We start from the raw sequence: 26,450 nt of genomic DNA on the forward strand, positions 1-26,450 counted from the left end.
AGCCGCGCAGCCTCCTAGAAGCGCGGCAGGTCGGGGTGGCTGATGCGGCCGCCGCGGACCAGCATCTTCCCGTACTCGGCGCAGCGGTTCAGCGTGGGCACCACCTTGCCCGGGTTGAGCAGTGCCTGCGGATCGAACGCCAGCTTCACTCCGCGCATCTGCTGCAGCTCCGGCTCGCTGAACTGCACGCACATGGAGTTGAGCTTTTCCACGCCGACGCCGTGCTCTCCCGTCACCGTGCCGCCCATGGCGACGCTGGTTTCCAGGATGTCCGCGCCGAACAGCTCGCAGCGGTGCAGCTGGTCGGCGTCGTTGGCGTCGAACAGGATCAGCGGGTGCAGGTTGCCGTCGCCCGCATGGAAGACGTTGGCACAGCGCAGGCCGTACTTCTTCTCCATCGCCTGGATCGCCAGCAGGATGTCGGCCAGCCGCTTGCGCGGGATGGTGGAATCCATGCACATGTAGTCGGGGCTGATGCGGCCTGACGCGGGAAACGCGTTCTTGCGGCCGCTCCAGAAGCGCAGGCGTTCCGGCTCGTCGCGGCTGACGGCGATGGCGGTGGCGCCGGCGTTGCGCAGCACCTCGCTCATGCGGCCGATCTCTTCTTCCACTTCCTCGGGCGTGCCGTCGCTCTCGCACAGCAGGATCGCTTCGGCGGTCAGGTCGTAGCCGGCGTGCACGAAGCCCTCGACGGCGGCGGTCATGGGCCGGTCCATCATCTCCAGCCCCGCGGGGATGATGCCCGACGCGATCACGGACGCCACCGCGTCCCCCGCCTTGCGGATGTCGTCGAAGCTGGCCATGATGCAGCGCGCCAGCAGCGGCTTGGGAATGAGCTTCACCGTCACTTCCATCGCCACGGCCAGCATGCCTTCGCTGCCGATCACCACGGACAGCAGGTCCAGGCCCGCCGCATCGAGCGCATCGCTGCCGAATTCCACCGGCTCGCCGGCCGCGCTGAAGCCGCGCACCTTCATCACGTTGTGCAGCGTCAGGCCGTACTTCAGGCAGTGCACGCCGCCGGAATTCTCCGCCACGTTGCCGCCGATGGTGCAGGCGATCTGGCTCGAGGGGTCGGGGGCGTAGTACAGGCCGTAGCTGGCGGCCGCCTCGCTGATCGCGAGATTGCGCACGCCGCATTCCACGACCGCGGTGCGCGACACCGGGTCGATGCCGCGGATGGCGTTGAACTTCGCCAGCGACAGCGTCACGCCCAGTTGGTGGGGCAGCGCGCCGCCGGACAGCCCGGTGCCCGCGCCGCGCGCCACCACCGGCACCTTCAGCGCGTGGCAGGCCTTCAGCACGGCCTGCACCTGCGCTTCCGATTCCGGCAGCGCGACCACCAGCGGGCGCTGGCGGTAAGCCGTGAGGCCGTCGCACTCGTACGGCGTGGTGTCCTCGCGATGCCAGAGCAGGGCGCCACGCGGCAGCAGCGGCTCCAGCGCGGCGACGACAGCGGCCTGCCGCTCGGCGCGCTGCAGGACTTCGGGGTCGGCGGGGGCGTTCATGCTGGCACTGTAGCGACGTGCTGGCTTCGCGTCAGCGGAAGATCACGGTCTTGTGGCCGTTGATCAGGACGCGGTGCTCGCTGTGCCACTTGACGGCCCGCGCCAGCACCATGCTTTCGGTGTCGCGGCCCTGCGCGGTGAGGCTTTCCACCGAGTACGCGTGGTCCACCCGCGCGACGTCCTGCTCGATGATCGGGCCCTCGTCGAGGTCGGCCGTCACGTAGTGCGCGGTCGCGCCGATCAGCTTCACGCCGCGGTCGTGGGCCTGGTAGTACGGCTTGGCGCCCTTGAAGCTGGGCAGGAAGCTGTGGTGGATGTTGATGGCGCGTCCCGCGAGCTTGCGGCACAGGTCGTCCGACAGGATCTGCATGTAACGCGCCAGCACCACCAGCTCCGCGTCTTCCGACTCGATCACTTCGTACTGGCGCGCCTCGCCTTGCGCCTTGGTGGCGGCGGTCACGGGGATGTGGTGGAAGGGCACGTTGTAGCTGGCGGCCAGCTGGTAGAACTCGCGGTGGTTGGAGACGATGGCGCGGATGTCCAGGGGCAGCAAGCCGCTCTTCCATCGAAACAGCAGGTCGTTCAGGCAGTGGCCGTCCTTGCTGACGAAGATCACCGTCTTCATGGGCTGCCGCGCGGCGTGCAGCTTCCAGTCCATCCGGTACCCCTCGCCGAAGTGCTTCAGCTGCGCCTGCAGGTCGTCCTGCGTCAACTGGCCGCAGGCGAACCGCACCCGCATGAAGAACAGGCCGGTGTCGTGGTCGTTGTACTGCGCGGCCTCTTCGATGTTGCCGCCCCGCTCCAGCAGGAAGCCGGAGACGGCATGGACAATGCCCGGTCGGTCCGGGCAGGAGAGCGTCAGGATGTAGGCGTCGGACATAGCGCGTCATTGTCGCAGGGGCCGGAAGGGGCAAAATGGCGGTTCGTTCCCAGGAGTTTCCCGCCATGGCGTACAACGACTTCAACATGGACAGCCACTGGCTGCCCTTTACCCCCAACCGCGCTTTCCGCAAGGATCCACGCGTGTTCACCGGCGCGGACGGCATGGTCTTCACCACGCACGACGGCCGCCAGGTGATCGACGGCATTTCCAGCCTCTGGTGCGTGGGCGCCGGCCACCGCCGCTTGCCGATCAACGAAGCGATCAAGAAGCAGCTGGACACGCTGGACTACGCGACGGCCTTCCAGGCCAGCAACGACCAGGCTTTCGTGGCGGCGCAGAGGATCGCGGCGATGGCGCCGGGCGACCTGAACAAGGTGCTGTTCTGCAACTCCGGCTCGGAGGCGGCCGACACCTCGCTGAAGGTGGCGCTGGCCTACCACCGCGCGCGGGGCGAGGGGCACCGCAACGTCTTCATCGGCCGCGAGAAGGGTTACCACGGCGTCGGTTTCGGCGGCATGAGCGTGGGCGGCATCCCGGCCAACCGCAAGATGTTCGGCGCGGCGCTGCTGCCGCGCGTGGACCACATGCGCTTCATCCACGACCCGGCCAACGCGTACATCCACAACCGCGAGCCCGAGTCGCAGGAGGACTACCTGCTGGAGCTGGAGCAGCGCATCCTGCCGCTGCACGACCCGAGCAACGTGGCGGCCATCATCGTCGAGCCGGTCGCCGGCTCGGCCGGCTGGTACCTGCCGCCCAAGGGCTACCTCAAGCGGCTGCGCGAGATCTGCGACAAGCACGGCATCCTGCTGATCTTCGACGAGGTGATCACCGGCTTCGGCCGCATGGGCACCAATTTCGGCGCGGACTACTACGGCGTCGTCCCCGACATGCTGAACTTCGCCAAGGCGGTCACCAACGGCGTCATCCCGCTGGGCGGCGTGATCTGCCGCGACAAGATCTATGACGCGATGATGAAGACGGACGCACCGGAGCACGTCATCGAGTTCTTCCACGGCTACACCTACTCCGGCCATCCCGTGGCCTGCGCCGCGGCGATCGCGACGCTCGACCTGTACGAGAAGGAAGGCTTGTTCCAGCGCGCCGGTGAGATGGGCAAGGTGCTGGGGGACGCGTTCCACGCGACCTTCAAGGGCCTGCCCAACGTGGTCGGCATCCGCAGCCTCGGCCTGGCCGCGGCCGTGGAACTGGCGCCGATCGCCGGCTCGCCCGGCAAGCGTGCCTACGACATCTTCGTGGACTGCTTCAAGAAAGGCGCGCTGGTGCGCCCGGCCGGCGACGTGCTGGTGATCGCGCCGCCGTACATCGTGGAGAAGTCGCACATCGACAAGCTGGTCAATGTGCTGGCTGACTCGGTGAAGGCGCACGCGTAGGGCACCGGGGTTCGGCTGCGCGCTCACCGCCGGCCTACCGACTTGACCGCGGTCTGGCTTCGTCCCATCCCTGTAGGCCGGCGGTGAGCGAAGCGAACCCCGGTTACTTGCGCGGCTCCATCTGCTTGCGCAACTCCGCGCAGTAGTCTCGCCCCGTCTCTTCCTTCGGCAGTTCGACTGGCCGGACCGTCAAGGTGGGCGGCAGGTGCAGCGGCACCCCGACATCCGGGCGTACATGGCCGGATCCGGCCACCAGCACCACCGTCTTGCCGGGTCGCGCCAGCGACGCCACTGTCTGCGCCATCGACACATCCCGCGCGATCTGGATGCGTGTCATCGGCGGGATCTGCTGCGCGGGGACGGTGTCGCAATGGCCATCCCGTACCGCCTGCCGCTGCGCGGCGAGCGCGGCTGGCGTCAGCCGCTGGTCCAGCAGGTCGTCGCGCATCGCCTGCCGCTGCCGGTCCATCGGCAGATTGGCGCCGACCACGGGCACGCCCGCGCGCACGGCCGCCATCACCGCGGGAGCGTAGCGCGGCCAGGGCCAGCTCACCACGTTCCAGCGCAGCGCAAGCTGCACTTGCTGCTCGGAGGCAGTGGGTTGCAGGCTGCCGGTGCTCGTGCCCTGTTCCGCCATTTCCAGGGCCAGCGCCTCCAGTCGACCCTGTGCGGCCAAGGTCGTCACCCACCGCTCGTGGGTCCGCGCATGGCTCTGTGCGTCGTGCTGCTCACCTAGCAGCAGGACGTCGACCTCGGTTGCCTTGGCAGGCTCGGGGGTCTCGGGGGCAAGTGGAACGCCGGAACAACCGGCGAGGAGGAGCGGAACAGCGATGGCAGCCAAGAAGCGCATCCACCGGATGGTACCGGTGCTGCGGCTGGGCTATGTGTCGAAACGCATTGCCGGGCCATGCTGGCCCGGCCGGTGAAATCCGTCAGTGGATGACGAGCGGATTCTGCGCAAGCTCGGCGTAGCCGTCGAGGGTTTCCTCGACCTCTTCCTGGGTGGGGGTGTTGAGCTGCCACGCATTGATCTGGCGCTGGAAGGCGTCGGCCCAGGAACCGTCGAGGTAGACCTCCTTGTTGGAGCGCTTGTCCACGATCTCGAAGCCGTGCCTCACCATCGGCGGATGGGTCTCGCCCTCCGCCGGCTCGTTGGCTTGCAGGTGCACCACGACGAAAGAATCGGAGTCATAAAGCATTTGCATGTCTGTTCCTTATGCCTGTAGCTGGCTGCGAGACGCTCCGATTCAAGTAGTCACTCAACCAGAACACCGCAGGCACCGGCCGGATTGGCCATGGATGCAATCTAGGCCTCGGCCTCATCAACCCCTGTCGGTTGATGACCAGCGCTGATCGACCGCGTCACCGTTGGGATTTGTCAGACGCAGGCGCACGGGGGCGTAATCCATGCCGGGAGCCAACCAGAGTTCCACCTTCTGGTCGTACTCCTTTCGGGGCAGCCGCTGCAGCTTCAGGGCCCGTACGGCGCCGCCTGGCAAGCGCAGGTCTTCCTCTCCTTCCACGGAAAAGATCCAGTTCTCCGCATCCCCCGTACCGGCGGTGGGAATGGTGATGGTCGTGCCTGCGGCGTGCCGGCCGGGGTTCCCGGCCACCAGCGCCGCCAGTTGCAGCACCACGCTCAGCCGGTCCTGCATGCCTTCGGCCAATGCCGCTTCGGGCTTGTTGTTGCTGAAGACGAGCCGGTTCCTGTCCCGGTCGAAGTGCGTCGCCTGCTCGCTGCGGCTCCTGTCGGAGAAGTAGTCGGGCGCAAGGCCTTGCGGGGTCACGCGGCCCACGCTGCGTTGCACGCGGGACGGCCGCCCCAGCGCGGATGCTTCGAGCCGCGCTTCGTAGGCCTGGCCGTCATGCCGCCAGGTCAGTTCCGCCCGGCCGCCGAGCGAGAAAGCGCGCACCTGGGCTTGCAGTTCGTAGTGCAGGCGCGCTGAAGGCAGGATCGCCACGGCAAATTCCGGCGCGGCGGCAGCAGCCGGGCGAACCGCTGGCTCTGCAGCCGGCTCGGTGGCAGGCGCGGCGAATACTGGCCCAGCGGTGGGTGGTGGTGGGGCCGCCGCCGGTGCCTGTGCCATGGCGGGGCGGGGCCGCGGCTTCGGCGCAATGGCCGCTGGCGCTGGCGCTGGCGCAGGAGGAGTCACTGCAGGCGGTTCGACGACCGTGCGGGGCGCCGGCAGCGGCGCCGCAATCGTGCGCGTGAGGAACGGCACCGGCGGCGTTGGAACGATCCTGTCGCCCTCCGGCTGCAAAAGGAGCACGTGCACTGCAAGCACGACCGCGGTCAGCGGCGCCAGCCGCCGCAGTGTGGCTGCGGCAGGCATGGATCTCATCCCCGGTGCCCGAGGTCGCTGGAGAGCTGCGCAGCCGCCGCGCGCAACGGCTTCTCCACCGCCCCGCCCCATTCGGCATCGAAGCTGCCGGCGGGGCCCAGCGCCACCATCCCCAGCGCCATGTGGCCGTCGGAATCGAACACCGGCACGCAGAAGGCGACGATGCCAGGCAGCAGCGTGTCGACGACGCGCGAGGCGCCGCGCTTTCGAACCGCATCGAAGAGGCTGCGCGCCTCGGCCATCGACGTCGGCAGGTCGGTGCGGCCCTGCTTCTGGGCGCGGGCCAGTTCCTCCTTCACCATCGGGGCGATGGCGTCCTTCGGCGCGTACGCGGCGAAGCACTGGCCGGTGGCGGAGGACAGCAGCGGCATCACGTCGCCCAGGCGCAGGTTGACGGTGACGGCCGACGGCGACTCCTCCCAGTGCACGATCGTGGGCCCCTGGTTGCCCCACACGGCGAGCGCGAGCGTGTGGCCGATCTCTTCCATGAGAAGCGCCACCCGATCGCGGGCGAGCTTGACGGCATCCAGCCGGGACAGGGAGGCCAGGCCCAGCTTGAGGGCCGCGGGGCCCAGGTCGTAGCGGGTGCTCGCCGCGTCTTGAACCACGAGCTGCAGGCGCTGGAAGCTCACGAGGTAGCGGTGCGCCTTGGCGGCGCTCATGTTGGCGGCGCGCGCCAGGTCGCGCAGCATCAGCGCGCCCTGTGCTTCGCCCAGCACTTGCAGCAGGCTGAAGCCGACCTCCACCGACTGGATGCCCGCGCGCTCCTTCGTGCTCATTCAGTTTCCCTCCGCGCCATGCGCTGCGGGATTCGCCTTGGGGCGGCCCGGCGGCTCATGCGAATGCCATCCGATAGAATTAAATCGATGAAGCTTGCAACGTACAGGGACGGCTCGCGCGACGGGCAGCTGGTGGTGGTTTCGCGCGACCTGCAGTCGGCGCATTATGCGACCGGCATCGCGGCGCGGCTGCAGCAGGTGCTGGACGACTGGAACTTCCTCGCCCCGCAATTGCAGGACCTCTACGAGACCCTGAACAACGGCAAGTCCCGCCACGCCTTTCCCTTCGATCCCGCGCAATGCATGGCGCCATTGCCGCGCGCCTACCAATGGGCCGACGGCTCCGCGTACATCAATCACGTGGAGCTGGTGCGGGCCGCGCGCAAGGCGGAAGTGCCCCAGAGCTTCTACGAAGACCCCTTGATGTACCAGGGCGGCAGCGACGACTTCCTCGGCGCGCAGGAAGACGCGCATTTCCTGGACGAGGCGTGGGGGATCGACTTCGAAGCGGAGATCGCGGTGGTCACCGGCGATGTTCCCATGGGCGCGACGCCGGACCAGGCGCTCGACGGCGTGCGGCTGGTGATGATCGCCAACGACTGGAGCCTGCGCAACCTGATCCCGAACGAGCTGGCCAAGGGCTTCGGCTTTTTCCAGAGCAAGCCGGCCACTGCATTCAGCCCCGTCGCCATCACGCCCGATGAACTGGGCGACGCCTGGTCCGGCGGCCGCCTCGCCGGGGTGCTGCAAAGCAGCTGGAACGGACGCCGCGTCGGCATGTGCGAAGCCGGTCCCGACATGACGTTCCACTTCGGCCAGCTGATCGCGCATGTCTGCAAGACCCGCAACGTGCGCGCCGGCAGCATCGTGGGCTCCGGCACCGTCAGCAACAAGGGCGTGGAGGGCGCCGGCGGCAAGACCGAGTGGCCCAAGGGCTACAGCTGCATCGCCGAGAAGCGCGCGATCGAAACCATCCAGGACGGCAAGCCGGCCACCGAGTTCATGCGCTTCGGCGACACGATCCGCATCGAGATGAAGGGGAAGGACGGGCAGAGCATCTTCGGCGCCATCGAGCAGCGCGTGGTCGGACCGGGCAGTGACGTCAAGGTGGCGTAGAAACGGGAACCGGACGCAGAAGCCGCAGAAGTGACGCAGAAGCCGCAAAAGAACATCCAGGGAATGCTTTTCCTCTTCTGCCTTCCTTCTGCGTCTTCCGCGTAATTTCTGCGCCTTCTGCGTCCGGAAGTTGGCTTTTCCGGGCCGCGCCAGGCAGCATACTGCTCGGATGTACGGGACGCCGCGTTGGTCCTGGCTGCCCGCGCAGGGCAGCTGGCGCTATCACCTCCTGCTCGCCGCCACCGGCATCCTGCTGCTCGGGCCGCTGGCCGGCGTGACGGCGGCCTACATGAATTTCTCGCTCGGCTTCTTCGTCGGCGGCCAGGTGCTCGCGGGCCTGCTCGGGTCCGCCGTGACCGCAGGCTACGGCAGCGACGGCAAGCACGGCGCCAACTACATCCAGACGGCAGCGGCATCGGTGGCCAGCATGAGCGGCATGGGCGTGCTGGTGCAGGCGATGGTCTGGATGGGCCTGCCGCAGCCGCCCGCGTGGCAGCTGGTCGTGTACTTCGCCTGCATCGGCATGTTCGGTGTCGGCGTCGGCATGCTGTACACGCCCGTGCTGGTGGACAAGCTGCAGCTCACCTTCCCGTCGGGCCTGGCTGTTGCCAACATCCTGCGCGCGCTGACCGATCGGGTGCTGCTGCGGCGATCCGTCGGCAAGCTCGGAGGCGGCGCTGCCGCGGGACTGTTGACCGGGCTGGCGGCCGGGCGCATCGGCTGGCTGGGTGCGATCGAATTCTCCGCGTCCACCTTCGGCGCCGGCATGGTGGTGGGCGCGCGGATCGGCGTCGCCGCCGTCGTGGGCGGCCTGCTTTCCTGGGCACTGACGCCGATGTTCGTGGCGATCGGCTGGCTGGAGCCGGGCGACCCGTTTCGCAAGATTACCTTCCTGATCGCCCTGGGCATGATCATGGGAGCGGCAGCGGTCGACCTGGCGCTGATCTTCTGGCGGGCGCTGCCCGGGGCGCGGGCCAGAGCAGCGCAGAGCCCACCACCTGCGGATGACTGGCGCCGCGTCCATCGCGGCCGCCTGGTGGCGTGGGTCATCGCCTGGGCCGCGGCGACGGTGGCGACGGGCCACCTGCTGCTGGCGCAGCCGCTGGCCTTCCTGCTCGCCGCCATCGCGCTGGTCTTCCTGTTCGCGCTGGTCAACGGCATCTCGGTCGGAATCAGCGACTCCAACCCGATCTCGTCGGCCTTCGTGGTGTCGGTGGTGGTGATGGCCTTGATGGGACTCGCCGATCCCGGCGTCGGCCTCATGGCCGGCGCCATCCTGCTGGTGTCCACCAGCGTCGCCTGCGACATGCAGCAGGACCGCTCCACCGGCTGGCGTCTCGGCACCCCGCGGGTGCTGCAGTTTCGCTACCAGGTCCTGGGTATCCTGGTGGGCGCCGTGCTCGCCGTGGTGTTCGCGCGCGTCTTCATGGCGGCCTACCCGGTGTTGATGCAGGACCAGACGGTGATGAAGGCCGGCCAGCAACCGGCGGAGTGGAGCTCCGCGATGACGTACAAGTTCGTGGGCGTGCTGCGCAGCCTGACCGACGACAAGCCGTATCAGCGCGTCGCGATCCTGGTCGGCGTGGGGATCGGTTTGCTCATCGAGATGTTGCGCAAGCGGCTGCGCCCGCGCAGCTTCGTGGTCGACGCCATCCTGCTGCCGTCGCCGTATGCGGTGTCGTTCGGCGGCTTCGTCAACCTGCCGACGTCGCTGTGGCTCGGGGCCGGCGGCGTGGCCGCCAGTCTCATCGAGTCACGCGCGAAGGAAAAAAACGGTGAGATGCCGCCCGACATGAGCGGCACCTCGCTGTTCGGCGGGGGCCTGATCGCAGGTGATGCGATCGCCGCATTGGCCATCGGCATCACCGGCCTCGTCGCTGCGGTCCTGTAGGCCGGCGGTTCGCCGGCACGCGAACCCCGGTGACCCATCAACCCGGCAACAGCACCTTGTCCACGACGTGGATCACGCCGTTGGACTGGTACACGTCGGCGATGGTCACCACGGCACCGTTGCCCTTGGCGTCCACGATCAGCACGTCGTTGCCGCGCATGCTGGCGGTGAGCGTGCCGCCGCTGGCCGTCTTCAGCGTCGCCTTGCCGCCGCCGGCCTTGATCTGCGACACCAGCGTCGCTGCGTCGACGCGACCCGGCACCACGTGGTAGGTCAGGACTTGCGTCAGCGTGCCCTTGTTCTCGGGCTTCAGCAGCGTGTCCACAGTGCCGGCGGGCAGCATGGCGAACGCGTTGTTGGTGGGAGCGAACACGGTGAAGGGACCGGGGCTCTTGAGCGTGTCCACCAGGCCGGCGGCCTTGACGGCGGCGACCAGCGTTGTGTGGTCCTTCGAATTGACCGCGTTGTCGACGATGTCCTTGCTGGGGAACATGGCGGCGCCGCCGACCATCTTGGTGCCGCCGGTGTTGCCCATGACATGGGTCATGCCATTGGCTGCGGGATTGGTGCCGGTGGGCTGGCCGCGGCCATAGCCGTCGGCGAAAGCGCCGCTGGCAGCGACCGCAAGCAGGGAAGCGGCGCAAGCCGCGATGAGGTGACGTTGCATCTGGGAATCTCCTGAGGGGATCTAGCGGAGCCGGCAAGATGGCTGGCTCGCCGCTTGAATACGCCCCCAGCCCGCCGCTGGATTCAAGCGGATTGGTGTCAGGTCGTTACAGGCGCAGCCACGACGGACCCTTCTCCTCGGCCCGCGCATCGGCCAGCGCCGCCAGGAACGCATCGCACCACCAGTGCACGTCGTAGCGCCGCAGCGACTCCATCATCGACGCATGGCGCGTGCGCCGTTCCTCCACGGGCATCTGCAGGGCGAGCAGGATCGCCGCGGCCGTGCTCTCGCTGTCATACGGGTTGACCAGCAGCGCTTCCCTCAATTGCTCCGCGGCGCCGGCAAAGCGCGAGAGCACCAGCACGCCGGGGTCCGCCGGGTCCTGCGCAGCGAGGAACTCCTTGGCCACCAGGTTCATTCCATCGCGCAGCGGGGTGACCAGCGCCACCCGCGCCGCGCGATACAGGCCCGGCAGGCGGGCTCGCGCGACGTTGCGGTGCATGTAGCGCACCGGCATCCAGTCCAGCTCGCCGAAGTTGCCGTTGATGGAGCCGCACAGCGCCTCGAGCTCGTGCAGGATGTCGGTGTAGGCGCTGACGTTCTCGCGGCTCGGCGATGCGATCTGGATCAGCGTGGCGCTCTTGCGGGTTTCGGGATTGCGCGCCAGCAGCTCGCGAAAGGCGCGCATGCGCTGCGGCAGGCCCTTTGAGTAGTCGAGCCGGTCCACGCCCACCAGCAGCTTGCGGCGCGAGTACTCGTTCTTCATGCGCTCGTACATGTCCATCGCTTCACGCGCGTTGGTGAGCTCCGTGAATTCCTCGACGTCGATCCCGATCGGGAACGCACCGGCGTGCACGGTGCGGCCGAAGGCGCGCCAGCGGCCCGCCTCCACCGGCTGCGCGTGCGCTTCGGTCTCCACATAGCCGGCGAAGTGGTTCAGGTCCGCCTTGCTCTGGAAGCCGACCAGGTCGTACGCGAACAGCGCGCGCACCAGCCAGTCGTGCCCGGGAATGGCCGCCAGGATCAGCGGCGGCGGCAGCGGGATGTGCAGGAAAAAACCGATGCGCTGCCGGCAACCGAGGGCGCGCAGTTCGGCGGCCAGCGGGATCAGGTGGTAGTCGTGCACCCAGATGATGTCGTCGGGCTGCAGGAAGGGCAGCAGCTTGCGCGCGAACAGCTGGTTCACCCGCCGGTAGCCGCCGATGTAGCCGGCATCGAAATCGGCCAGGTCCAGCCGGTAATGGAACACCGGCCAGAGCACGCCGTTGGAGTAACCGAGGTAGAACGAGTCGTAGTCGGCCTGCGAGAGGTCCACCGTGGCCAGCTTCACCGGGCCCGCCTGCTGCACGTGGACCTCGTCCTCGTCCGTGGCATCCACGACCTTTCCGCTCCAGCCGAACCAGAGCCCGCCGGTGGCGTTCAGCACGTCCGCCAGGGCAACCGCGAGGCCGCCGGCCGCCGTCTTGCGCGGGTCGGCGATGCGGTTGGAGACGACGACGAGGCGGCCCAACAGACTTCCCTCAGATGACCGTGTCCCACGGCGCCGACAGGCGCACCGCGGCGTTGATCGTGCCCACCATCGAATACGTCTGCGGGAAGTTGCCCCACATCTCGCCGGTCACGGGGTGTGTGTCCTCGGACAGCAGCCCCAGGTGGTTGCGGCTTTTGAGCATCACCTCGAAGATCTCGCGCGCCTGCGCCTTGCGGCCGATGCGGGCGAGCGCATCGATGCGCCAGAAGGTGCAGATGTTGAATGCGGTCTCCGGCTTGCCGAAGTCGTCGGCGGCCTCGTAGCGCCGCATGTAGGGTCCGTCGCAGAGCGACTTCTCCAGCGCATCGACGGTGGCGACGAAGCGCGCATCGTTCGGGTCGATCATGTTCACTTCGGCCATCAGCAGCGCGCTGGCGTCGAGGTCGCGCCCGCCGAAGCTTTCGGCGAAAGCCTGGCGCTCCTCGCTCCACGACTCCGTGAGGATGCGCGCGCGGATGGTGTCGGCGCGCTCGCGCCAGTAGCGGATGCGCTCCGGCAGGCCCAGGGCCGCGGCGACCTTGGCCAACCGGTCGCAAGCCGCCCAGCTCATGAGCGCGGATGAGGTGTGGATGCGCGCGCGCGTGCGCAGCTCCCACATGCCGGCGTCCGGCTTGTCATAGACCCGAAAGGCCTGTTCGCCCACCGCTTCGAGGTGCGCGAACTCCGCGCGCGTCGCGCGCCGGAACAGCCGGTGGTCGTGGAAGGCCTGCGCCGCACCCAGCAGGATGTTGCCGTACACGTCGTGCTGGAAGTGCTCCTGCGCCTGGTTGCCCACGCGCACCGGGCCCATGCCGCGGTAACCGGGCAGGTGATCCAGGATCATCTCCGGCAGCTGTTCCTCCTGGCCGATGCCGTACAGCGGCTGGATGTGGCCGCCGCCGGAACGGATCACCACGTTCATCAACCAGCGCAGGTATTCCTCCATCGTCGCCACTTCGGAGATCGAGTTGAGCGCGCGCACCACGAAGAAGGCATCGCGCAACCAGCAATACCGGTAGTCCCAGTTGCGGCCGCTGCCGGGCGCCTCGGGAATGCTGGTGGTCATGGCGGCGACGATCGCGCCGGTGTCCTCGAACAGCGACAGCTTCAGCGTGATCGCCGCGCGGATGACGGCTTCCTGCCACTCCAGCGGCAGCGCCAGCGCGCGGGTCCATTGCCGCCAGTAGCCCACCGTCTCCTGCTCGAACAGCCGCGCGGTGTCCTCGATGCCGCTGGCCAGCGTCTCGTCCGGACCCATGATGAAGTTCATGGGCCGGTCGACCACGAACGCGGTCTCCGACAGGATGTACGAGATCGGCGCGTCGCAGTTGATGCGCAGGGTCATGCTCGGACCCATGTAGCGGATGTGCGTGCTGCCCTGCGTCACCTGCGGCTTGGTGCGGCCCCAGTCGAAGCGCGGGCGCAGCTTGACCTTCATGCGCGGCGACCCCTGCAGCACCTTCACCCGGCGCACCAGCGTGAGCGGGCGGAAGGTGCGGCCGCGGCTCCAGAAGCGCGGCGCGAAATCGGTGACCTCGATGCCCTGGCCGCGCTTGTCGTACAGGCGCGTGCGCAGCACCGCGGTGTTGGGCTCGTATTCCTGCTCGCTGCGCTCGAAGTCTTCCAGCTCGAAGGCCCAGAGGCTGCCGTTCTCGCTGGGGTCCAGCAGGGCGTTGAAGACCGGGTCGCCGTCGAAGCGGGGCAGGCAGCACCACATGAGGCGGGCTTCGCGGTCGATCAGCGCGCTGTAGGCGCAGTTGCCGATCATGCCGAGCTGCAGCGAATTGGGAGTGGTCATGGTTTCGTTCGTTCGTTCAATCGTTCTTGGCGGGGGCGGGAGGCGATCGCCGCCTCCAGGTCGCGGCGCAGGGCCGTCGGGTCGGCGATGCGGCGCCAGGCGACGCTGGGCCCCTCGCCCACTTTCACCCCGATGCCGCCGAGCCGCTGCACCGTGGAGAAGCCGACTTCGTCGGTGATGTCGTCGCCGATGAAGACCGGCGTGCGGCCGGCAAAGGGCGGCTCGCGCAGGAAATCCTCGATCGCGCGTCCCTTGCTGGCGCCACCCGGCTTGGCCTCCACCACCATCTTGCCGCGCAACAGGGTGAGTCCCGGCGATGTGCTGACCGCGTCCTGCATCGTAGCAACGCAGAGATCCTCCAGGTCCGGCCGCTGCCGATAGTGCAGCGCGATGGAGCCTCGCTTGTTCTCGACCAGCAACCCGGCGTGGGCCAGGGCCAGCGCCTGGGCAGCGGCTTCGACCTGGTCGAGGGGGTGGGTGTTCAGCAGGTGCATCTCGCCATGCGCGTCGCGGCGCTCGGTGCCGTGCACCCCGGCGATCGCGAGTTCCAGCGGCTGCAGGAATGCATCGAGCTGGGCGATCGGCCGGCCGGAAATCACGGCCACCGCGCCCTGCAGGTAGTCCTTCAATTCCTGCAGTACCGCGATCAGGGGGCCGGGCACTTCCACGGCGTTCGGCTGCGGTGCGATGTCCACCATCGTGCCGTCGAAATCCAGGAACAGTGCGCAGGACGGATACAGGATCTCCACGAGCGTCATGCGGCCAGACCGTACCAAACGCCGAGCGGACCCGCCAGACCTCCTGACCGCCGGCCGCTGTAGGAAGCCTCCGACAGGCGCACGGGAAAATCCGGCGGCTCGACCGGGCAGGGATAATCGGCGCATGAAATCCCTGCTCGCCGCCCTCGTGTTCTCGGTTGCCCTGCCTGCCGTTGCGCAGCCCGCCCCCGCCAAGGTGGAACGGGCATGGGCGCGCTCCACCGTGCAAGGCCAGGACTCCACCGGCGCGTACATGACGCTCACTGCCTCCGAGCCGCTCACGCTGCTGGGGGCCGCGACGCCGGCCGCCGGCATCGTCGAAATCCACCAGATGAAGATGGAGGGCGACATCATGAAGATGCGCGCCGTCGACGCGCTGCCGCTGAAGCCGGGTGCACCGCTGCTCTTCGCCCCCAATGGATACCACTTCATGCTGATGGACCTGAAGGCGCCATTCCGCGCCGGCGGCAGCATCCGGATGACCTTGCGCTTTCGCGACGCGAAGGGCGCGGAGCGCACGCAGGACGTCACCGTGCCGGTCGCACTGGCCGCGCCCGGCGGCCACGGCCACTGAGCGGGGGCGCGCCGCGAGCGCACGTCTTGGGGTAAGCTGTCCGCACGAGACAACGTGAGGAGCGGCACGCCATGAGCGACAACAATGCCTTCGGCTTCGGCCGTTTCGTCCCCGGCTTCGACTTCCTGCAGAACATCGCCAAGGGCGCATCGCAGGGCGTTCCGCAGATGCCGCAACTCTCCAGCTGGGTGGCGCCCACGCTGAACGTCGAGGAACTGGAGAAGCGGATTTCCGAACTGAAAGCCGTGCATTTCTGGCTGGACCAGAACGGCAAGGCGCTCGGCGCCACCATCCAGGCGCTGGAAGTGCAGAAGATGACGCTGTCCACCCTGCAAGGCATGAACTTCAACATGGGCGAAGTCGCCAATGCGCTGAAGCTCAAGACTGCGGAGACCACGGCCGGCGGCGCGCGCAAGGCTGGTGCAGCCGCGGACGCCGGGGCTGCAACCGCAGGCGCGGCGGTGCGCAAGGCGGCGCCGGAGTCCACGCAGCCGGTGACGAAAGCAGGCCCCGGCGCGGCGGCCGGTGCCGCCGGCGCGGTCGACCCGATGCAGTGGTGGGGAGCGCTGACGAGCCAGTTCCAGGAAATCGCCGCCAACACCATGAAGGATGTGACGCCGCAGTCTGCGATGGACACGGCGCGGAACATGGCCGCGAGCGTCGCCGGTGGAACAGCGGTGAAGGGCGTGAAGAAAAAGCCAGCGAAGAAGAGCGCGCCGCGCAAGGCGCGCTCGGGCTCGTAGCGCGCAGGTTCGTCCATGGCCCTCTTTCCCTATGGCCATGCCACGCATCCGCAGTGGCAGATGGCCGCCGGACTGGTGCTGGCGCAACTGCGCGCCCAGCTGGTGCTGCCGGGCCATGCGAACCACCCCACGCTGGGACTGCTGTACATCACCGACCACTACGCGAGCCAGGCCCGGGAGATCCTGGACCACTTGAGCGCCGAACTGCCGGAGGTCACGGACTGGTCGGGAACCGTGGGCGTCGGCATCGCTGCCTCGAACGTCGAATACTTCGACGAGCCCGCGCTCGCTGTCATGCTGTGCGCGGTGCCGCCGGATCAGTACCGCGTGTTCTCGGGCGTCGCGCCGCTCACATCCACTTTCACGCCGCACACCGCGCTCGTGCACGCCGACGCCGGCACCCCGGACGTCGCCGAACTCATCGCGGAGATGGCCGATCGCACGGCCACGGGTTACCTGTTCGGCGGCCTGGCCTCCAGCCGCAGCGACGTCGTGCAGTTCGCCGTCGGCGGCAATGGCAACCTGCAAGGCCACGGCAAGGCCAGCGGCGTCTTTCGCGGGGGCCTGTCCGGCGTTGCCTTCGGCGAAGGCGTGCAGATCGTTTCGCGCGTGACCCAGGGGTGCCAGCCGATCGGCGCGGCACGGCGGATCACCGGCGCCGACGGCAACCTGGTGGTGGAACTCGATGGCAAGCCGGCGCTCGACGTGCTGCTGGACGACCTGGAGATCACGCTGCAGCAGCCGCAGGAAGCGATGGCCGTCCTGCGCGCGACGCTGGTCGGACTGACCCAGGCGACGGAGGATGTGGTCCATCGCACCGGGCACTTCGGCACCGACGTGGTCGTGCGCCACATCATCGGGCTGGACCCTCGCCGCAGGGGCGTGGCGATCGCGGACAAGGTGGACGAAGGAATGGGCCTGGCCTTCTGCCGCCGCGACGTGGAGACCGCGCGGATGGACCTGGTGCGCATCTGCTCGGAGATCCGCGAGGAACTGGAGCCCGAAGAACTGCCGCTGGCGCTGGCCACGATGCTGGCCGCCCCGGACCCGGTCTCGGGCCCCGCTGCCACCGCGCCGATCGCGGGCGCCGTGTATGTCAGCTGCTCCGGCCGCGGTGGGCCGCACTTCGGCGGGCCCAGCGCGGAGCTGCAGATCGTGCGCCGGGCGCTGGGTGATGTGCCGCTGGTGGGGTTCTTCGCGGGCGGGGAGATCGCGCGCAGCCACCTCTATGGCTACACCGGGGTGCTCACGGTCTTCCGGTAGGCCGGCGGTGAGCCCGCCGGCGAACCCCGGTGTCAAACGCCTCGTGTCCGGTCCTGCCTGAACGCGCGCGCGAAGTCGGCAAAGGTGCCGGCGTCGAGCGCAGCCCGCACCTCGCGCATCAGGTTCAGGTAGTAATGCAGGTTGTGGATGGTCGCCAGCATCGGGCCCAGCATCTCGCCGCAGCGGTCGAGGTGGTGCAGGTAGGCGCGGGAGAAGCCGCCGCCCACCGTGCCGTCGTCGCGCCGGAAGCCCGCGCAGGTGTAGCAAGTGCAGGTTTCGTCCAGCGGGCGCTCGTCGCTGCGGTGCTTCGCGTTGCGGATCTTCAGGTCGCCAAAGCGCGTGAACAGGTGGCCGTTGCGGGCGTTGCGGGTCGGCATCACGCAGTCGAACATGTCGACGCCTTGCATGACGCCTTCCACCAGGTCCTCGGGCGTGCCCACGCCCATCAGGTAGCGCGGCTTGTGCGCGGGCAGCAGGTGCGGGGTGTGCGCCATGATGCGCAGCATCTCCTGCTTGGGCTCGCCGACGCTGACACCGCCGACCGCATAGCCGGGGAAGTCCATCTCCACCAGGGCCGCCAGCGAATCCTCGCGCAGGTTCTCGAACATGCCGCCCTGCACGATGCCGAACAATGCGTTGGGATTCTCCAGCCGCGCGAATTCGTCCTTGCAGCGCAGCGCCCAGCGGCGCGACAGCTCCATCGAGAAGCGAGCCTCGGCTTCGGTCGTGATGTGGCCCTTGGTGTCGTACGGCGTGCACTCGTCGAACTGCATGACGATGTCGGAGTTGAGCGTCGTCTGGATCTGCATCGAGGTTTCCGGCGTCAGGAACAGCTTGTCACCGTTGACGGGCGACGCGAACTTGACTCCTTCCTCGCTGATCTTGCGCATCTCGCCCAGGCTCCACACCTGGAAGCCGCCCGAGTCGGTGAGGATCGGCTTGTTCCATTGCTCGAAGCGATGCAGTCCGCCGAACTGCTGGAGCACGTCGAGGCCGGGGCGCATCCACAGGTGGAAGGTGTTGCCCAGGATGATCTGCGCGCCCATCTCCTCCAGCGAGCGCGGCATCACGCCCTTGACGGTGCCGTAGGTGCCCACGGGCATGAAGATCGGCGTCTCGACGACGCCATGGTTCAGGGTCAGGCGGCCGCGGCGGGCCAGCCCTTCGGTTTTCAGGAGGTCGAACTGGAGCATCGGGATCTCAGGGCTGGCGGGCGAGCAGCATGGCGTCGCCGTAGCTGAAGAAGCGGTAGCGCGCCTCGATGGCGTGGCGATAGAGCTGCATCATGCGCTCGTAGCCCGTGAAGGCGCTCACCAGCATCAGCAGCGTGGACTTCGGCAGGTGGAAGTTGGTGACGAGGACGTCGACTTCGCGAAAGGCGAAGCCGGGCGTGATGAAGATGTCGGTGTCGCCGCTGGCCTGGCCGTTTCGGGCCCAGGACTCCAGCGTCCGCACGGTGGTCGTGCCGACCGCGACGAGGCGGCCGCCGCGTGCGCGCAAGTCGGCTATCGCCTGCTGCGTGGCCGGCGGCACCTCGTACCACTCGCTGTGCATGCGGTGCTGTGCGATGTCTTCGGTCTTGACCGGCTGGAAGGTCCCGGCGCCGACGTGCAGCGTGACGCTGGCGCGCTGCACGCCACGCGCCTCGAGCGCGTCGAGCAAGTCCTGGTCGAAATGCAGCGCCGCCGTCGGTGCGGCGACCGCGCCGGGATTCTTGGCGAACACGGTCTGGTAGCGGTGCGCGTCCTCCGCCGTGTCGGCGTGCGTGATGTAGGGCGGCAGCGGCACGTGGCCGTGTTGTTCCATCAGCGCATAGGGGTCGTCGCTGAAGGCGAATCGGAACAGGGGGCCGTCCTCGTCCGGCCAGCGACCGAGCAGCGTGGCGGTGAAGCCGCCGTCCATCGACAGCTCTGTGCCCACGAGCGGCTTCTTGCTCACCTTCATGTGCGCGACGACTTCGCGCTCGCCCACCACCCGTTCCACCAGCAATTCCAGCTTGCCGCCCGTGGGCTTCTCGCCGAACAGGCGCGCGTTGACGACCCGGGTGTCGTTGAACACCATCAGGTCACCCGGTTGCAGCAGCGAAGGCAGGTCGCGGAAAGTGCGATCCACAGCAACAGCTCCGGTGCCATCCAGCAGGCGCGAGGCGCTGCGTTCGGCGGCCGGGTGCTGGGCGATCAGTTCGGGAGGCAGGGCGAAATCGAAATCGCCCAGGGTGAAGTGGCGCATGCGTCGAGGGCTGGACAGGCCCGTACCGATGAAGAAGGCAGAATTGTCCCATGGCCGGAACCAAGGCGCTGTCGGAACCCCAGAAAGCCTTGCGAAAGCTCGGGCTGGGTCGCGACATCGACCTGGCGCTGCACATCCCGCTGCGCTACGAGGACGAAACGCGCATCGTCAAGCTGCGCGACGCGCGCGAGGGCGACACGGCGCAGATCGAGGCCACCGTCACGGACTGCCAGGTGCAGTACCGGCCGCGCCGCCAGCTGGTCGTGACGGTGGACGACGGCACCGACACCTGCGTGCTGCGCTTCTTCAGCTTCTATCCCTCGCAGCAGAAGGCGTTGACTGCCGGCGTGCGCCTGCGCATCCGCGGCGAGTTGAAGGGCGGCTTTGCCGGCTGGCACATGGTGCATCCCACCTATCGGCCGGCAGGGGGCGAACTGCCCGAGGCGCTGACGCCGGTGTATCCGACGGTGGCGGTCCTGCCGCAAGCCTATCTGCGCAAGGCGGTGGCCGGCGGACTGGAGCGGGCAGACCTGGCGGAGACGGTGCCGCCCGATGCGCCGCCCGCGCCCGGCAAGGCGACGGCGTGGAGCCTGCGCCAGGCCTTGCAGTTCCTTCATCACCCGACCCCCGAAGTGTCGCTGGCGGCGCTGGAGGACCGCTCCCATCCGGCCTGGCTGCGGCTGAAGGCGGAGGAGCTGCTTGCGCAGCAGTTGTCGCAGGCGGAAAGCCGGCGCGAACACGACGCGTTGCAGGCGCCGCCATTGAAGGCGCGCAAGGGTGGGCTGCACGAGCAGTTCCTCGCGGCACTGCCTTTCCAGCTGACGGGTGCGCAGCAAAGGGTCTCCGGGGAAATTGCCGCCAGCCTGGCGCGCGGTCGACCGATGCAGCGCCTGCTGCAGGGTGACGTGGGCTCCGGCAAGACGATCGTGGCGGCGCTGGCAGCCGCCATCGCCATCGACTCGGGCTGGCAATGCGCGTTGATGGCGCCCACGGAAATCCTGGCGGAGCAGCATTTCCGCAAGCTGGTCGGCTGGCTGGAGCCGTTGTTGTCGCCCAAGGGCCTGCGGGTGGCATGGCTGACCGGCAGCCAGCGCAAGAAGGAACGCGGCGAGATGCAGCAACTGGTCGCCAGCGGCGAGGCGGCGCTGGTGGTCGGCACGCACGCCGTGATCCAGGAGCAGGTGCAGTTCCGCAAGCTGGGGCTGGCCGTGATCGATGAACAGCATCGCTTCGGCGTGGAACAGAGGTTGGCTTTGCGGGGAAAGACACCCGAGGGCGGCGAGCCCCACATGTTGATGATGTCGGCCACGCCGATCCCGCGCACGCTGGCGATGAGCTACTACGCCGATCTCGATGTCTCCACCATCGACGAACTGCCGCCGGGACGCACGCCCGTGGTGACCAAGCTGATCGCCGACAGCCGCCGGGACGAGGTGGTCGAGCGCATCCGCGGCCAGCTGGCCGAGGGCCGGCAGGTGTACTGGGTGTGTCCGCTGATCGAGGAGAGCGAGACGCTGGATCTGACCAACGCGACGGCAACGCATGAACAGCTGGGCGCCGCCCTGCCCGGCGTGCTGGTCGGCCTGCTGCACTCGCGCATGCCGGTGGCGGAGAAGAAGGCCGTCATGGCGCTCTTCACCGGCGGGCAGATGGGGGTGCTGGTGTCCACCACGGTCATCGAGGTCGGCGTGGACGTGCCCAACGCTTCCCTGATGGTCATCGAGCACGCCGAGCGCTTCGGCCTGTCGCAGCTGCACCAGTTGCGCGGGCGGGTCGGACGCGGTGCGGCCGCCTCGGCGTGCGTCCTTCTCTATTCGACGGGCGACGCCGGCCGGCTCGGCGAAACGGCACGCGCCCGCCTGAAGGCGATGGCCGAGACCAACGACGGCTTCGAGATTGCTCGCCGCGACCTGGAAATCCGGGGCCCGGGCGAATTCCTGGGCGCGCGGCAGTCCGGCGCGCCGCTGCTGCGCTTCGCTGACCTGGCCACCGACGCGGACCTGCTGGAATGGGCGCGCGCGGTGGCGCCGCTCATGCTGGACCGCCACCCGGGACTCGCGGCGCGCCACGTCGCCCGCTGGTTGGGTGGAAAATCGGAGTACCTCAAGGCCTGAAGCCGGCGTTTGGGGCAGACTCCGGGATGCCCACCAGAACCAGAAGATGACGCTCACCGAGCTCAAGTACATCGTTGCGGTCGCCCGCGAGAAGCATTTCGGCCGCGCCGCGGAGGCCTGCTTCGTGTCGCAGCCGACCTTGTCGGTCGCCATCAAGAAGCTGGAGGACGAGCTCGAGGTCAAGCTGTTCGAGCGCAGCGCCAACGAGGTGACGGTCACGCCCCTGGGCGAGGAGATCGTGCGGCAGGCGCAGAGCGTGCTGGAGCAGGCCGCGGCCATCAAGGAGATCGCCAAGCGCGGCAAGGACCCGCTGGCCGGCCCGCTGCGGCTGGGCGTGATCTACACCATCGGGCCCTACCTGCTGCCGGACCTGGTGCGCCAATCCATCGCCCTCACCCCGCAGATGCCGCTGATGCTGCAGGAGAACTTCACCGTCAAGCTGCTGGAGATGCTGCGCACCGGAGAGATCGACTGCGCCATCATGGCCGAGCCCTTTCCCGACACGGGCCTGGCGATCGCGCCGCTCTATGACGAGCCCTTCCTGACCGCGGTCCCGAGCACGCACGCCTTCTCTGCGCTCAAGACCATCAAGGCGGAGGAGCTGAAGAAGGAAACCATGCTGCTGCTGGGAACGGGCCACTGCTTTCGCGACCATGTGCTGGAGGTGTGCCCCGAGTTCGCGCGCTTCTCCAGCGACGCCGAAGGCATTCGCAAGAGCTTCGAGGGCTCCTCGCTGGAAACGATCAAGCACATGGTGGCCGCCGGCATGGGCGTGACGCTCGTGCCGCGCCTGTCGGTGCCCAAGGAGGCCTTCTCGACGCGCCCCAAGCGGCGCGGCGAGGACCAGGCCTTCGTCAAGTACATCCCTTTCGAGGGCGATCCGCCCAGCCGCCGCGTGGTGCTGGCGTGGCGCCGCAGTTTCACGCGCTACGAGGCCATCGCCGCGTTGCGCAATTCCATCTATGCCTGCGAATTGCCGGGCGTGAAAAGACTGTCATGAGAGAGCCCGGTTCCACCCCCCACGACAAGCTGTACCAGCCGGGGATCTTCGAAGGCGTGCCGGCCGTGGCCCGCTTCGTTTCGTTCACCCTCACCGCGGGCGCCGATGCCGCGGCCATCAAGGACGCGCTGACGCGCCTGACGCCGCTGGTCGACGGCAGCGACGTCGTGCTCGGCCTCGGCCCCTCGCTGGTGAAGGCCCTCGGCGCGGAGATCCCGCACCTGCACGAGTTCCCCGATTTCTCGCGCGAAGGCGTCAAGGTGCCGTCGACGCCGGGCACGCTGTGGTGCTGGATGCGGGGCTCCGATCTCGGCGACCTGCTGCACGTCACGCGCAAGGTGCAGAAGGCCCTGGCGCCGGCCTTCACCGTGCGGCATGCGCTGGACGGCTTCCGCCATGCCTGGCAGGAGGGCGGCCACGGCCACGACCTCACCGGCTTCGAGGATGGCACGGAGAACCCGACCGGCGAGAAGGCCGAGGAAGCCGCTTTTGCGCAAGGCCTCGGCGACGGCCTCGACGGCTCGAGCTACGTCGCCGTGCAGCAATGGGTGCACGACCTCGACGCCTTCGAAGCGCTCGGCGACGCCGACAAGGACCACGCCTTCGGCCGCCGACTCTCGGACAACGAGGAGATCGAAGATGCGCCCGAGACCGCGCATGTGAAGCGCACCGCGCAGGAGAGCTTCGACCCGGAGGCGTTCCTGCTGCGCCGCTCCATGCCGTGGATGGCGGGCATGCAAGCCGGCCTGATGTTCGTGGCCTTCGGCCGGTCGCACCAGGCCTACGAGCAGCAGATGCGGCGCATGGCGGGGCATGACGACGGCATCGTCGATGCGATGTTCAAGATTTCCAAGCCGGTCAACGGCGCCTACTTCTGGTGCCCGCCGATGCGCGAGGGCCGGCTGGACCTGCGCAAGCTGGGCCTCGGCGTGACGTGAAGGGCAAGGCCGGGCTCTACCTCGACCTGGTCCGCTGGGACCGGCCCGCGGGCTGGCTGCTGCTGCTGTGGCCGTCGCTGGCCGCACTGTGGATCGCGCGCGGCGGCTTTCCCGGCTGGCACCTGATCGCGGTGTTCACGCTCGGCACGATCCTGATGCGCAGTGCCGGCTGCTGCGTCAACGACGTCGCCGACCGCGAGTTCGACCGGCACGTGAAGCGGACCTCGCAGCGGCCGGTGACCACCGGCGCCGTGTCGGTGCGCGAGGCGCTGGTGCTCGGGGCCGTGCTGGCGCTGCTGGCGTTCTGCCTGGTGCTCACCACCAACGCGGTCGCCGTCGCGTGGTCGTTCGCGGCGTTGGCGATCGCGATTGCGTATCCCTATGCCAAGCGCTACGTCGCAATGCCGCAGGCGGTGCTGGGTGTGGCCTTCAGCTTCGGCATCCCGATGGCATTCGCCGCGGTGCAGGGCCGGGTACCGCTGCTGGCCTGGGTGCTGCTGCTCGGCAACCTGTTCTGGGTGCTGGCTTACGACACCGAGTACGCGATGGTGGATCGCGACGACGACTTGCGCATCGGCATCAAGACCTCGGCCATCACGCTGGGGCGGGCGGATGTGGCGGTGGTGATGCTTTGCTATGCGGGCGCCATCGTGGTGTGGGGGCTGTGCCTGGCAGGGCGCATCCCCACCGTCGTGATCCTGCTGACGGCCGCGGTCGCGGCGGCCCAGGCCATCTGGCACTACACGCTGATTCGCGACCGGTCGCGCGACGGCTGCTTTCGCGCTTTCCGCGTCAATCACTGGTTCGGGTTCACGTTGTTTGCGGGCACGGTGGTCGGGTACCTCGCGTGAGCGTGTCGGGGTGCCTTCGGCAACCCGACCTACGGGGCGCTCGCACCACGGTGCAATCGATTCACGGCCCGTGGCGGCCGGTCGCATCCCGGCGTCACTTGCCGAACTCGTCGCCCAGTTCTTCCGCCCGCTGGCGGGCCGCATGCAGCGCCTTCACGAACGCGGCTTTCACGCCATCCTGTTCGAGGGAGGTCAGCGCCGCATACGTCGTGCCGCCCTTGGACGTGACCCGCTCGCGCAGCACCTGCAAGGGCTCGCTCGATGCGCGCGCGAGCTCCGAGGCGCCCGCGAAGGTGCCGACGGCGAGCCGCCGCGCCTGCTCCGCATCGAGGCCCATTTCGGCGCCCGCCTGCGTCATGGCCTCCAGGAAATAGAACACGTAGGCGGGTCCTGACCCCGATAGCGCTGTCACGGCATCGAGCTGCTCTTCGGCGCGCACCCACAGGTACTCGCCGGTCGTGGCAATGACCTGCTCCGCCTGCTGCTTGTCAGGCGCGCTGACAGCGGCACGCGCGAACAGCGCGGTCATCCCCTTGCCGACCAGCGCCGGGGTGTTGGGCATGGAGCGCACGATGCGCTCGGTGCCGAGCCACGCCGCCATGCTGTCGGACCGGATGCCTGCCGCCACGCTGAGGTGCAGCGCCTTGTCCACATGCGCGCGCGCCTGTGCGGCCGCGTCCTTGAAAGTCTGCGGCTTGACCGCCCACACCACGAGGTCCGCCTTCGCCAGTGCAGCGCCGGCCTGCTCCAGTGCGGTGACGCCGAACTGCTGCTGCAGCCGCGCGCGCGCTTCGGCAAACGGTTCCACGACGTCGATCTGCGACGGCGCCTGGCCCTTGCGGACCAGTCCCCCGATGATGGCGCCGGCCATGTTGCCGCCGCCGATGAATGCGATGCGAGAGCTCATTCGGACTCCAGGTATTCGAATGCCGCGAACTGCGTGACCTGCAGCGGGTTGAAGTTGTCGTCGCTCACGCACACCAGCGTGCGGCGGCCGTTGGGCAGCCGCGGTCCCCAGCACATGCCTTCGGTATTGTCCAGGCGCGACAGGCCGAGGCTGTCGAAATCCGCGACCAGCTGCTTGGCGGCCGGCCGGTAGCCGCCGGCCATGAGCCGCTGCACCGACAGCGTGTCACTGGCAGCGCTCGTGTCGATCTCGTACAGCCGCAGCGACATGCCCACGCCCATGCTGAACGAGCGTTCCAGCACCAGCATGCGTTGGGCGTCGAGCATCAGGATCTCGCTCACGCCGTTGTCGCTGAAGCCACCCGGCAACAGGGGTGCGCGCGGCACCGCGTCGGGCAGGTACGCGATCTGCCGCACTGCGCGCCCGCTGGCGACATCGAACGCCGTGATGCGGCAGGGCCCGCCGGGCCGCCCCACGCCCGGCTCCGGGCCGTCCTGGTGCAGTGCTGCCTCCATGGCGACCCATGCGGTGCGAGCATCGGGAGTGAGCGCCAGGCCTTCGAAGGTGTTGTTGTCGCGCGCGCCGGCGCCCGGCGTCGTTGCGAACTGCAAATGCGCGGGGACCTCGAACTCGCGCACCTGCGAACCGTCGAGCCGCGCGTGCCGCAAGGTCGGCGACTGGTTGGCGCGATGGTCGCCCTCGCTCGTCCAGAGCAACCCGGCACCGTGCGGCAGCAGGCGGATGGCCTCCGGGTCGACCACTTCACCTCCGAGCTGGCGGCGCGGGAACGGCTGGCCGGCGGCCGTGCGCAACGTCGTGACGCCACGCACCTCCACTGCGATGTTGCGCCCGGCGAGCGTCACGTCCAGCGTGTAGAAGCGCGCCGGCTGCAGCTCGGACCGATCGTCGCAAAGCGCGACCCACATGCCCGTCGAGGGATCGTGGTCCAGCCCGGAGAGGCCGCCGACGGTCGTGCCCTGGAAGTTCATCCTGTACGGCAGCGTGGATTCGCCGAGCAGGCGCAGGCGTTGCGGCGCGGTCTTGCCTGGCGTGGCGCAGCCGACCAGCGCCGCTGCGGGCACTGCGCCGCAAGCGCGCAGGAAGGCGCGCCGTTGGGTGAAAGGGGTTGCGATCGGCATGAGCGCGCAGTCTAGTCGCACCGCGCGCGCCGCCCCGCAACGGCGG

Annotated in this window: 24 protein-coding genes; 10 read left to right on the top strand and 14 right to left on the bottom strand. The window is 68.6% G+C overall.

Going from position 1 to position 26,450, the window contains the following annotated elements:
* Nucleotides 1–14: 14 nt before the first annotated feature.
* Both WG902_RS06030 and purU read right to left on the bottom strand, forming a co-directional pair.
* On the bottom strand, nucleotides 15–1,508 hold the full coding sequence (locus tag WG902_RS06030) for an FAD-linked oxidase C-terminal domain-containing protein (protein WP_340059048.1): 1,494 nt from the start codon (nucleotides 1,506–1,508) through the stop codon (nucleotides 15–17).
* Between the two features lie 31 nt (nucleotides 1,509–1,539).
* Nucleotides 1,540–2,388 carry a formyltetrahydrofolate deformylase gene (gene purU / locus WG902_RS06035; protein ID WP_340059049.1) on the bottom strand — a complete coding sequence of 283 codons (849 nt, stop codon included), beginning with the start codon at nucleotides 2,386–2,388 and terminating at the stop codon, nucleotides 1,540–1,542.
* 65 nt (nucleotides 2,389–2,453) lie between these two features.
* Here purU and WG902_RS06040 point away from each other — a divergent pair, with 65 nt between their 5' ends.
* On the top strand, nucleotides 2,454–3,785 hold the full coding sequence (locus WG902_RS06040) for an aminotransferase class III-fold pyridoxal phosphate-dependent enzyme (RefSeq protein ID WP_340059449.1): 1,332 nt from the start codon (nucleotides 2,454–2,456) through the stop codon (nucleotides 3,783–3,785).
* A gap of 103 nt (nucleotides 3,786–3,888) precedes the next feature.
* On the opposite strand, the gene WG902_RS06045 is transcribed toward WG902_RS06040, so the two are convergent.
* From WG902_RS06045 to WG902_RS06060, 4 genes are all read right to left on the bottom strand, one after another.
* Nucleotides 3,889–4,635, bottom strand: a complete 747-nt coding sequence (locus WG902_RS06045; RefSeq protein ID WP_340059050.1) for a ChaN family lipoprotein — start codon at nucleotides 4,633–4,635, stop codon at nucleotides 3,889–3,891.
* Nucleotides 4,636–4,717: 82 nt separating this feature from the next.
* Nucleotides 4,718–4,990: a BTH_I0359 family protein gene (locus WG902_RS06050; protein WP_340059051.1), complete on the bottom strand. Its 273-nt coding sequence runs from the start codon at nucleotides 4,988–4,990 to the stop codon at nucleotides 4,718–4,720.
* 117 nt (nucleotides 4,991–5,107) lie between these two features.
* Complete coding sequence (locus WG902_RS06055; protein ID WP_340059052.1) at nucleotides 5,108–6,118, bottom strand: DUF3108 domain-containing protein; 1,011 nt, start codon at nucleotides 6,116–6,118, stop codon at nucleotides 5,108–5,110.
* Between the two features lie 5 nt (nucleotides 6,119–6,123).
* A complete protein-coding gene (locus WG902_RS06060) occupies nucleotides 6,124–6,906 on the bottom strand; it encodes an IclR family transcriptional regulator (RefSeq protein WP_340059053.1) in 783 nt (260 codons plus the stop codon).
* An 87-nt stretch (nucleotides 6,907–6,993) separates the two neighbouring features.
* Here WG902_RS06060 and WG902_RS06065 point away from each other — a divergent pair, with 87 nt between their 5' ends.
* A complete protein-coding gene (locus WG902_RS06065) occupies nucleotides 6,994–8,022 on the top strand; it encodes a fumarylacetoacetate hydrolase family protein (RefSeq protein WP_340059054.1) in 1,029 nt (342 codons plus the stop codon).
* A gap of 169 nt (nucleotides 8,023–8,191) precedes the next feature.
* Nucleotides 8,192–9,913, top strand: coding sequence for an OPT/YSL family transporter (locus WG902_RS06070; RefSeq protein WP_340059055.1), 1,722 nt, complete (start codon nucleotides 8,192–8,194; stop codon nucleotides 9,911–9,913).
* 37 nt (nucleotides 9,914–9,950) lie between these two features.
* Here WG902_RS06070 and WG902_RS06075 read toward each other — a convergent pair whose 3' ends face one another.
* The 4 genes from WG902_RS06075 to otsB form a co-directional block, all read right to left on the bottom strand.
* The gene (locus WG902_RS06075) at nucleotides 9,951–10,460 is read right to left on the bottom strand and encodes a fasciclin domain-containing protein (protein ID WP_340059450.1); all 510 of its coding nucleotides are present in this window, start codon (nucleotides 10,458–10,460) and stop codon (nucleotides 9,951–9,953) included.
* 226 nt (nucleotides 10,461–10,686) lie between these two features.
* Nucleotides 10,687–12,090, bottom strand: a complete 1,404-nt coding sequence (gene otsA, locus WG902_RS06080) for an alpha,alpha-trehalose-phosphate synthase (UDP-forming) (protein ID WP_340059056.1) — start codon at nucleotides 12,088–12,090, stop codon at nucleotides 10,687–10,689.
* Nucleotides 12,091–12,100: 10 nt separating this feature from the next.
* Nucleotides 12,101–13,888, bottom strand: coding sequence for a glycoside hydrolase family 15 protein (locus tag WG902_RS06085; RefSeq protein WP_340059057.1), 1,788 nt, complete (start codon nucleotides 13,886–13,888; stop codon nucleotides 12,101–12,103).
* A complete protein-coding gene (otsB, locus tag WG902_RS06090) occupies nucleotides 13,885–14,646 on the bottom strand; it encodes a trehalose-phosphatase (protein ID WP_340059058.1) in 762 nt (253 codons plus the stop codon). The genes WG902_RS06085 and otsB overlap by 4 nt, the downstream gene beginning before the upstream one ends.
* Before the next feature lie 124 nt (nucleotides 14,647–14,770).
* Between otsB and WG902_RS06095 the strand changes: the two genes are divergently transcribed.
* The 3 genes from WG902_RS06095 (at nucleotide 14,771) to WG902_RS06105 (ending at nucleotide 17,226) form a co-directional block, all read left to right on the top strand.
* A complete protein-coding gene (locus tag WG902_RS06095; RefSeq protein ID WP_340059059.1) occupies nucleotides 14,771–15,220 on the top strand; it encodes a copper chaperone PCu(A)C in 450 nt (149 codons plus the stop codon).
* 71 nt (nucleotides 15,221–15,291) lie between these two features.
* Complete coding sequence (locus WG902_RS06100; protein ID WP_340059060.1) at nucleotides 15,292–15,963, top strand: PhaM family polyhydroxyalkanoate granule multifunctional regulatory protein; 672 nt, start codon at nucleotides 15,292–15,294, stop codon at nucleotides 15,961–15,963.
* Between the two features lie 15 nt (nucleotides 15,964–15,978).
* Nucleotides 15,979–17,226 carry an FIST signal transduction protein gene (locus WG902_RS06105; protein WP_340059061.1) on the top strand — a complete coding sequence of 416 codons (1,248 nt, stop codon included), beginning with the start codon at nucleotides 15,979–15,981 and terminating at the stop codon, nucleotides 17,224–17,226.
* A gap of 32 nt (nucleotides 17,227–17,258) precedes the next feature.
* Here WG902_RS06105 and tgt read toward each other — a convergent pair whose 3' ends face one another.
* Both tgt and queA read right to left on the bottom strand, forming a co-directional pair.
* Nucleotides 17,259–18,419: a tRNA guanosine(34) transglycosylase Tgt gene (tgt, locus tag WG902_RS06110; RefSeq protein WP_340059062.1), complete on the bottom strand. Its 1,161-nt coding sequence runs from the start codon at nucleotides 18,417–18,419 to the stop codon at nucleotides 17,259–17,261.
* Between the two features lie 7 nt (nucleotides 18,420–18,426).
* Nucleotides 18,427–19,455: a tRNA preQ1(34) S-adenosylmethionine ribosyltransferase-isomerase QueA gene (gene queA, locus WG902_RS06115; protein WP_340059063.1), complete on the bottom strand. Its 1,029-nt coding sequence runs from the start codon at nucleotides 19,453–19,455 to the stop codon at nucleotides 18,427–18,429.
* A gap of 50 nt (nucleotides 19,456–19,505) precedes the next feature.
* Here queA and recG point away from each other — a divergent pair, with 50 nt between their 5' ends.
* The 4 genes from recG to ubiA are packed head-to-tail and all read left to right on the top strand — an operon-like array spanning nucleotide 19,506 to nucleotide 24,358.
* Nucleotides 19,506–21,569, top strand: a complete 2,064-nt coding sequence (recG, locus tag WG902_RS06120; protein ID WP_340059064.1) for an ATP-dependent DNA helicase RecG — start codon at nucleotides 19,506–19,508, stop codon at nucleotides 21,567–21,569.
* A 46-nt stretch (nucleotides 21,570–21,615) separates the two neighbouring features.
* Complete coding sequence (locus WG902_RS06125) at nucleotides 21,616–22,569, top strand: LysR substrate-binding domain-containing protein (protein WP_340059065.1); 954 nt, start codon at nucleotides 21,616–21,618, stop codon at nucleotides 22,567–22,569.
* Nucleotides 22,566–23,507, top strand: a complete 942-nt coding sequence (locus tag WG902_RS06130) for a Dyp-type peroxidase (protein ID WP_340059066.1) — start codon at nucleotides 22,566–22,568, stop codon at nucleotides 23,505–23,507. The genes WG902_RS06125 and WG902_RS06130 overlap by 4 nt, the downstream gene beginning before the upstream one ends.
* Nucleotides 23,504–24,358: a 4-hydroxybenzoate octaprenyltransferase gene (gene ubiA / locus WG902_RS06135; protein ID WP_340059067.1), complete on the top strand. Its 855-nt coding sequence runs from the start codon at nucleotides 23,504–23,506 to the stop codon at nucleotides 24,356–24,358. Before WG902_RS06130 ends, ubiA begins: the two co-directional genes overlap by 4 nt.
* Before the next feature lie 94 nt (nucleotides 24,359–24,452).
* Here ubiA and proC read toward each other — a convergent pair whose 3' ends face one another.
* Together proC and WG902_RS06145 are read right to left on the bottom strand one after the other, a co-directional pair.
* Entirely contained in the window at nucleotides 24,453–25,265 is an 813-nt protein-coding gene (proC, locus tag WG902_RS06140; RefSeq protein WP_340059068.1) for a pyrroline-5-carboxylate reductase, read from the bottom strand.
* On the bottom strand, nucleotides 25,262–26,404 hold the full coding sequence (locus WG902_RS06145; protein ID WP_340059069.1) for an esterase-like activity of phytase family protein: 1,143 nt from the start codon (nucleotides 26,402–26,404) through the stop codon (nucleotides 25,262–25,264). The genes proC and WG902_RS06145 overlap by 4 nt, the downstream gene beginning before the upstream one ends.
* Between the last annotated feature and the right edge of the window lie 46 nt (nucleotides 26,405–26,450).

The organism is Ramlibacter sp. PS3R-8 (genome assembly GCF_037572435.1).
GTDB lineage: Bacteria > Pseudomonadota > Gammaproteobacteria > Burkholderiales > Burkholderiaceae_C > Ramlibacter.

Coding starts and splice junctions, on each gene's coding strand:
- WG902_RS06085 (WP_340059057.1), bottom strand. CDS start 13,888: ATGACCACTCCCAATTCGCTGCAGCTCGGCATGATCGGCAACTGCGCC.
- recG (WP_340059064.1), top strand. CDS start 19,506: ATGGCCGGAACCAAGGCGCTGTCGGAACCCCAGAAAGCCTTGCGAAAG.
- purU (WP_340059049.1), bottom strand. CDS start 2,388: ATGTCCGACGCCTACATCCTGACGCTCTCCTGCCCGGACCGACCGGGC.
- proC (WP_340059068.1), bottom strand. CDS start 25,265: ATGAGCTCTCGCATCGCATTCATCGGCGGCGGCAACATGGCCGGCGCC.
- WG902_RS06130 (WP_340059066.1), top strand. CDS start 22,566: ATGAGAGAGCCCGGTTCCACCCCCCACGACAAGCTGTACCAGCCGGGG.
- otsB (WP_340059058.1), bottom strand. CDS start 14,646: ATGACGCTCGTGGAGATCCTGTATCCGTCCTGCGCACTGTTCCTGGAT.
- tgt (WP_340059062.1), bottom strand. CDS start 18,419: ATGCTCCAGTTCGACCTCCTGAAAACCGAAGGGCTGGCCCGCCGCGGC.
- WG902_RS06095 (WP_340059059.1), top strand. CDS start 14,771: ATGAAATCCCTGCTCGCCGCCCTCGTGTTCTCGGTTGCCCTGCCTGCC.
- WG902_RS06125 (WP_340059065.1), top strand. CDS start 21,616: ATGACGCTCACCGAGCTCAAGTACATCGTTGCGGTCGCCCGCGAGAAG.
- WG902_RS06065 (WP_340059054.1), top strand. CDS start 6,994: ATGAAGCTTGCAACGTACAGGGACGGCTCGCGCGACGGGCAGCTGGTG.
- WG902_RS06060 (WP_340059053.1), bottom strand. CDS start 6,906: ATGAGCACGAAGGAGCGCGCGGGCATCCAGTCGGTGGAGGTCGGCTTC.
- WG902_RS06070 (WP_340059055.1), top strand. CDS start 8,192: ATGTACGGGACGCCGCGTTGGTCCTGGCTGCCCGCGCAGGGCAGCTGG.
- WG902_RS06050 (WP_340059051.1), bottom strand. CDS start 4,990: ATGCAAATGCTTTATGACTCCGATTCTTTCGTCGTGGTGCACCTGCAA.
- WG902_RS06055 (WP_340059052.1), bottom strand. CDS start 6,118: ATGCCTGCCGCAGCCACACTGCGGCGGCTGGCGCCGCTGACCGCGGTC.
- WG902_RS06040 (WP_340059449.1), top strand. CDS start 2,454: ATGGCGTACAACGACTTCAACATGGACAGCCACTGGCTGCCCTTTACC.
- WG902_RS06045 (WP_340059050.1), bottom strand. CDS start 4,635: ATGCGCTTCTTGGCTGCCATCGCTGTTCCGCTCCTCCTCGCCGGTTGT.
- WG902_RS06145 (WP_340059069.1), bottom strand. CDS start 26,404: ATGCCGATCGCAACCCCTTTCACCCAACGGCGCGCCTTCCTGCGCGCT.
- WG902_RS06075 (WP_340059450.1), bottom strand. CDS start 10,460: ATGACCCATGTCATGGGCAACACCGGCGGCACCAAGATGGTCGGCGGC.
- WG902_RS06100 (WP_340059060.1), top strand. CDS start 15,292: ATGAGCGACAACAATGCCTTCGGCTTCGGCCGTTTCGTCCCCGGCTTC.
- WG902_RS06105 (WP_340059061.1), top strand. CDS start 15,979: ATGGCCCTCTTTCCCTATGGCCATGCCACGCATCCGCAGTGGCAGATG.
- queA (WP_340059063.1), bottom strand. CDS start 19,455: ATGCGCCACTTCACCCTGGGCGATTTCGATTTCGCCCTGCCTCCCGAA.
- WG902_RS06030 (WP_340059048.1), bottom strand. CDS start 1,508: ATGAACGCCCCCGCCGACCCCGAAGTCCTGCAGCGCGCCGAGCGGCAG.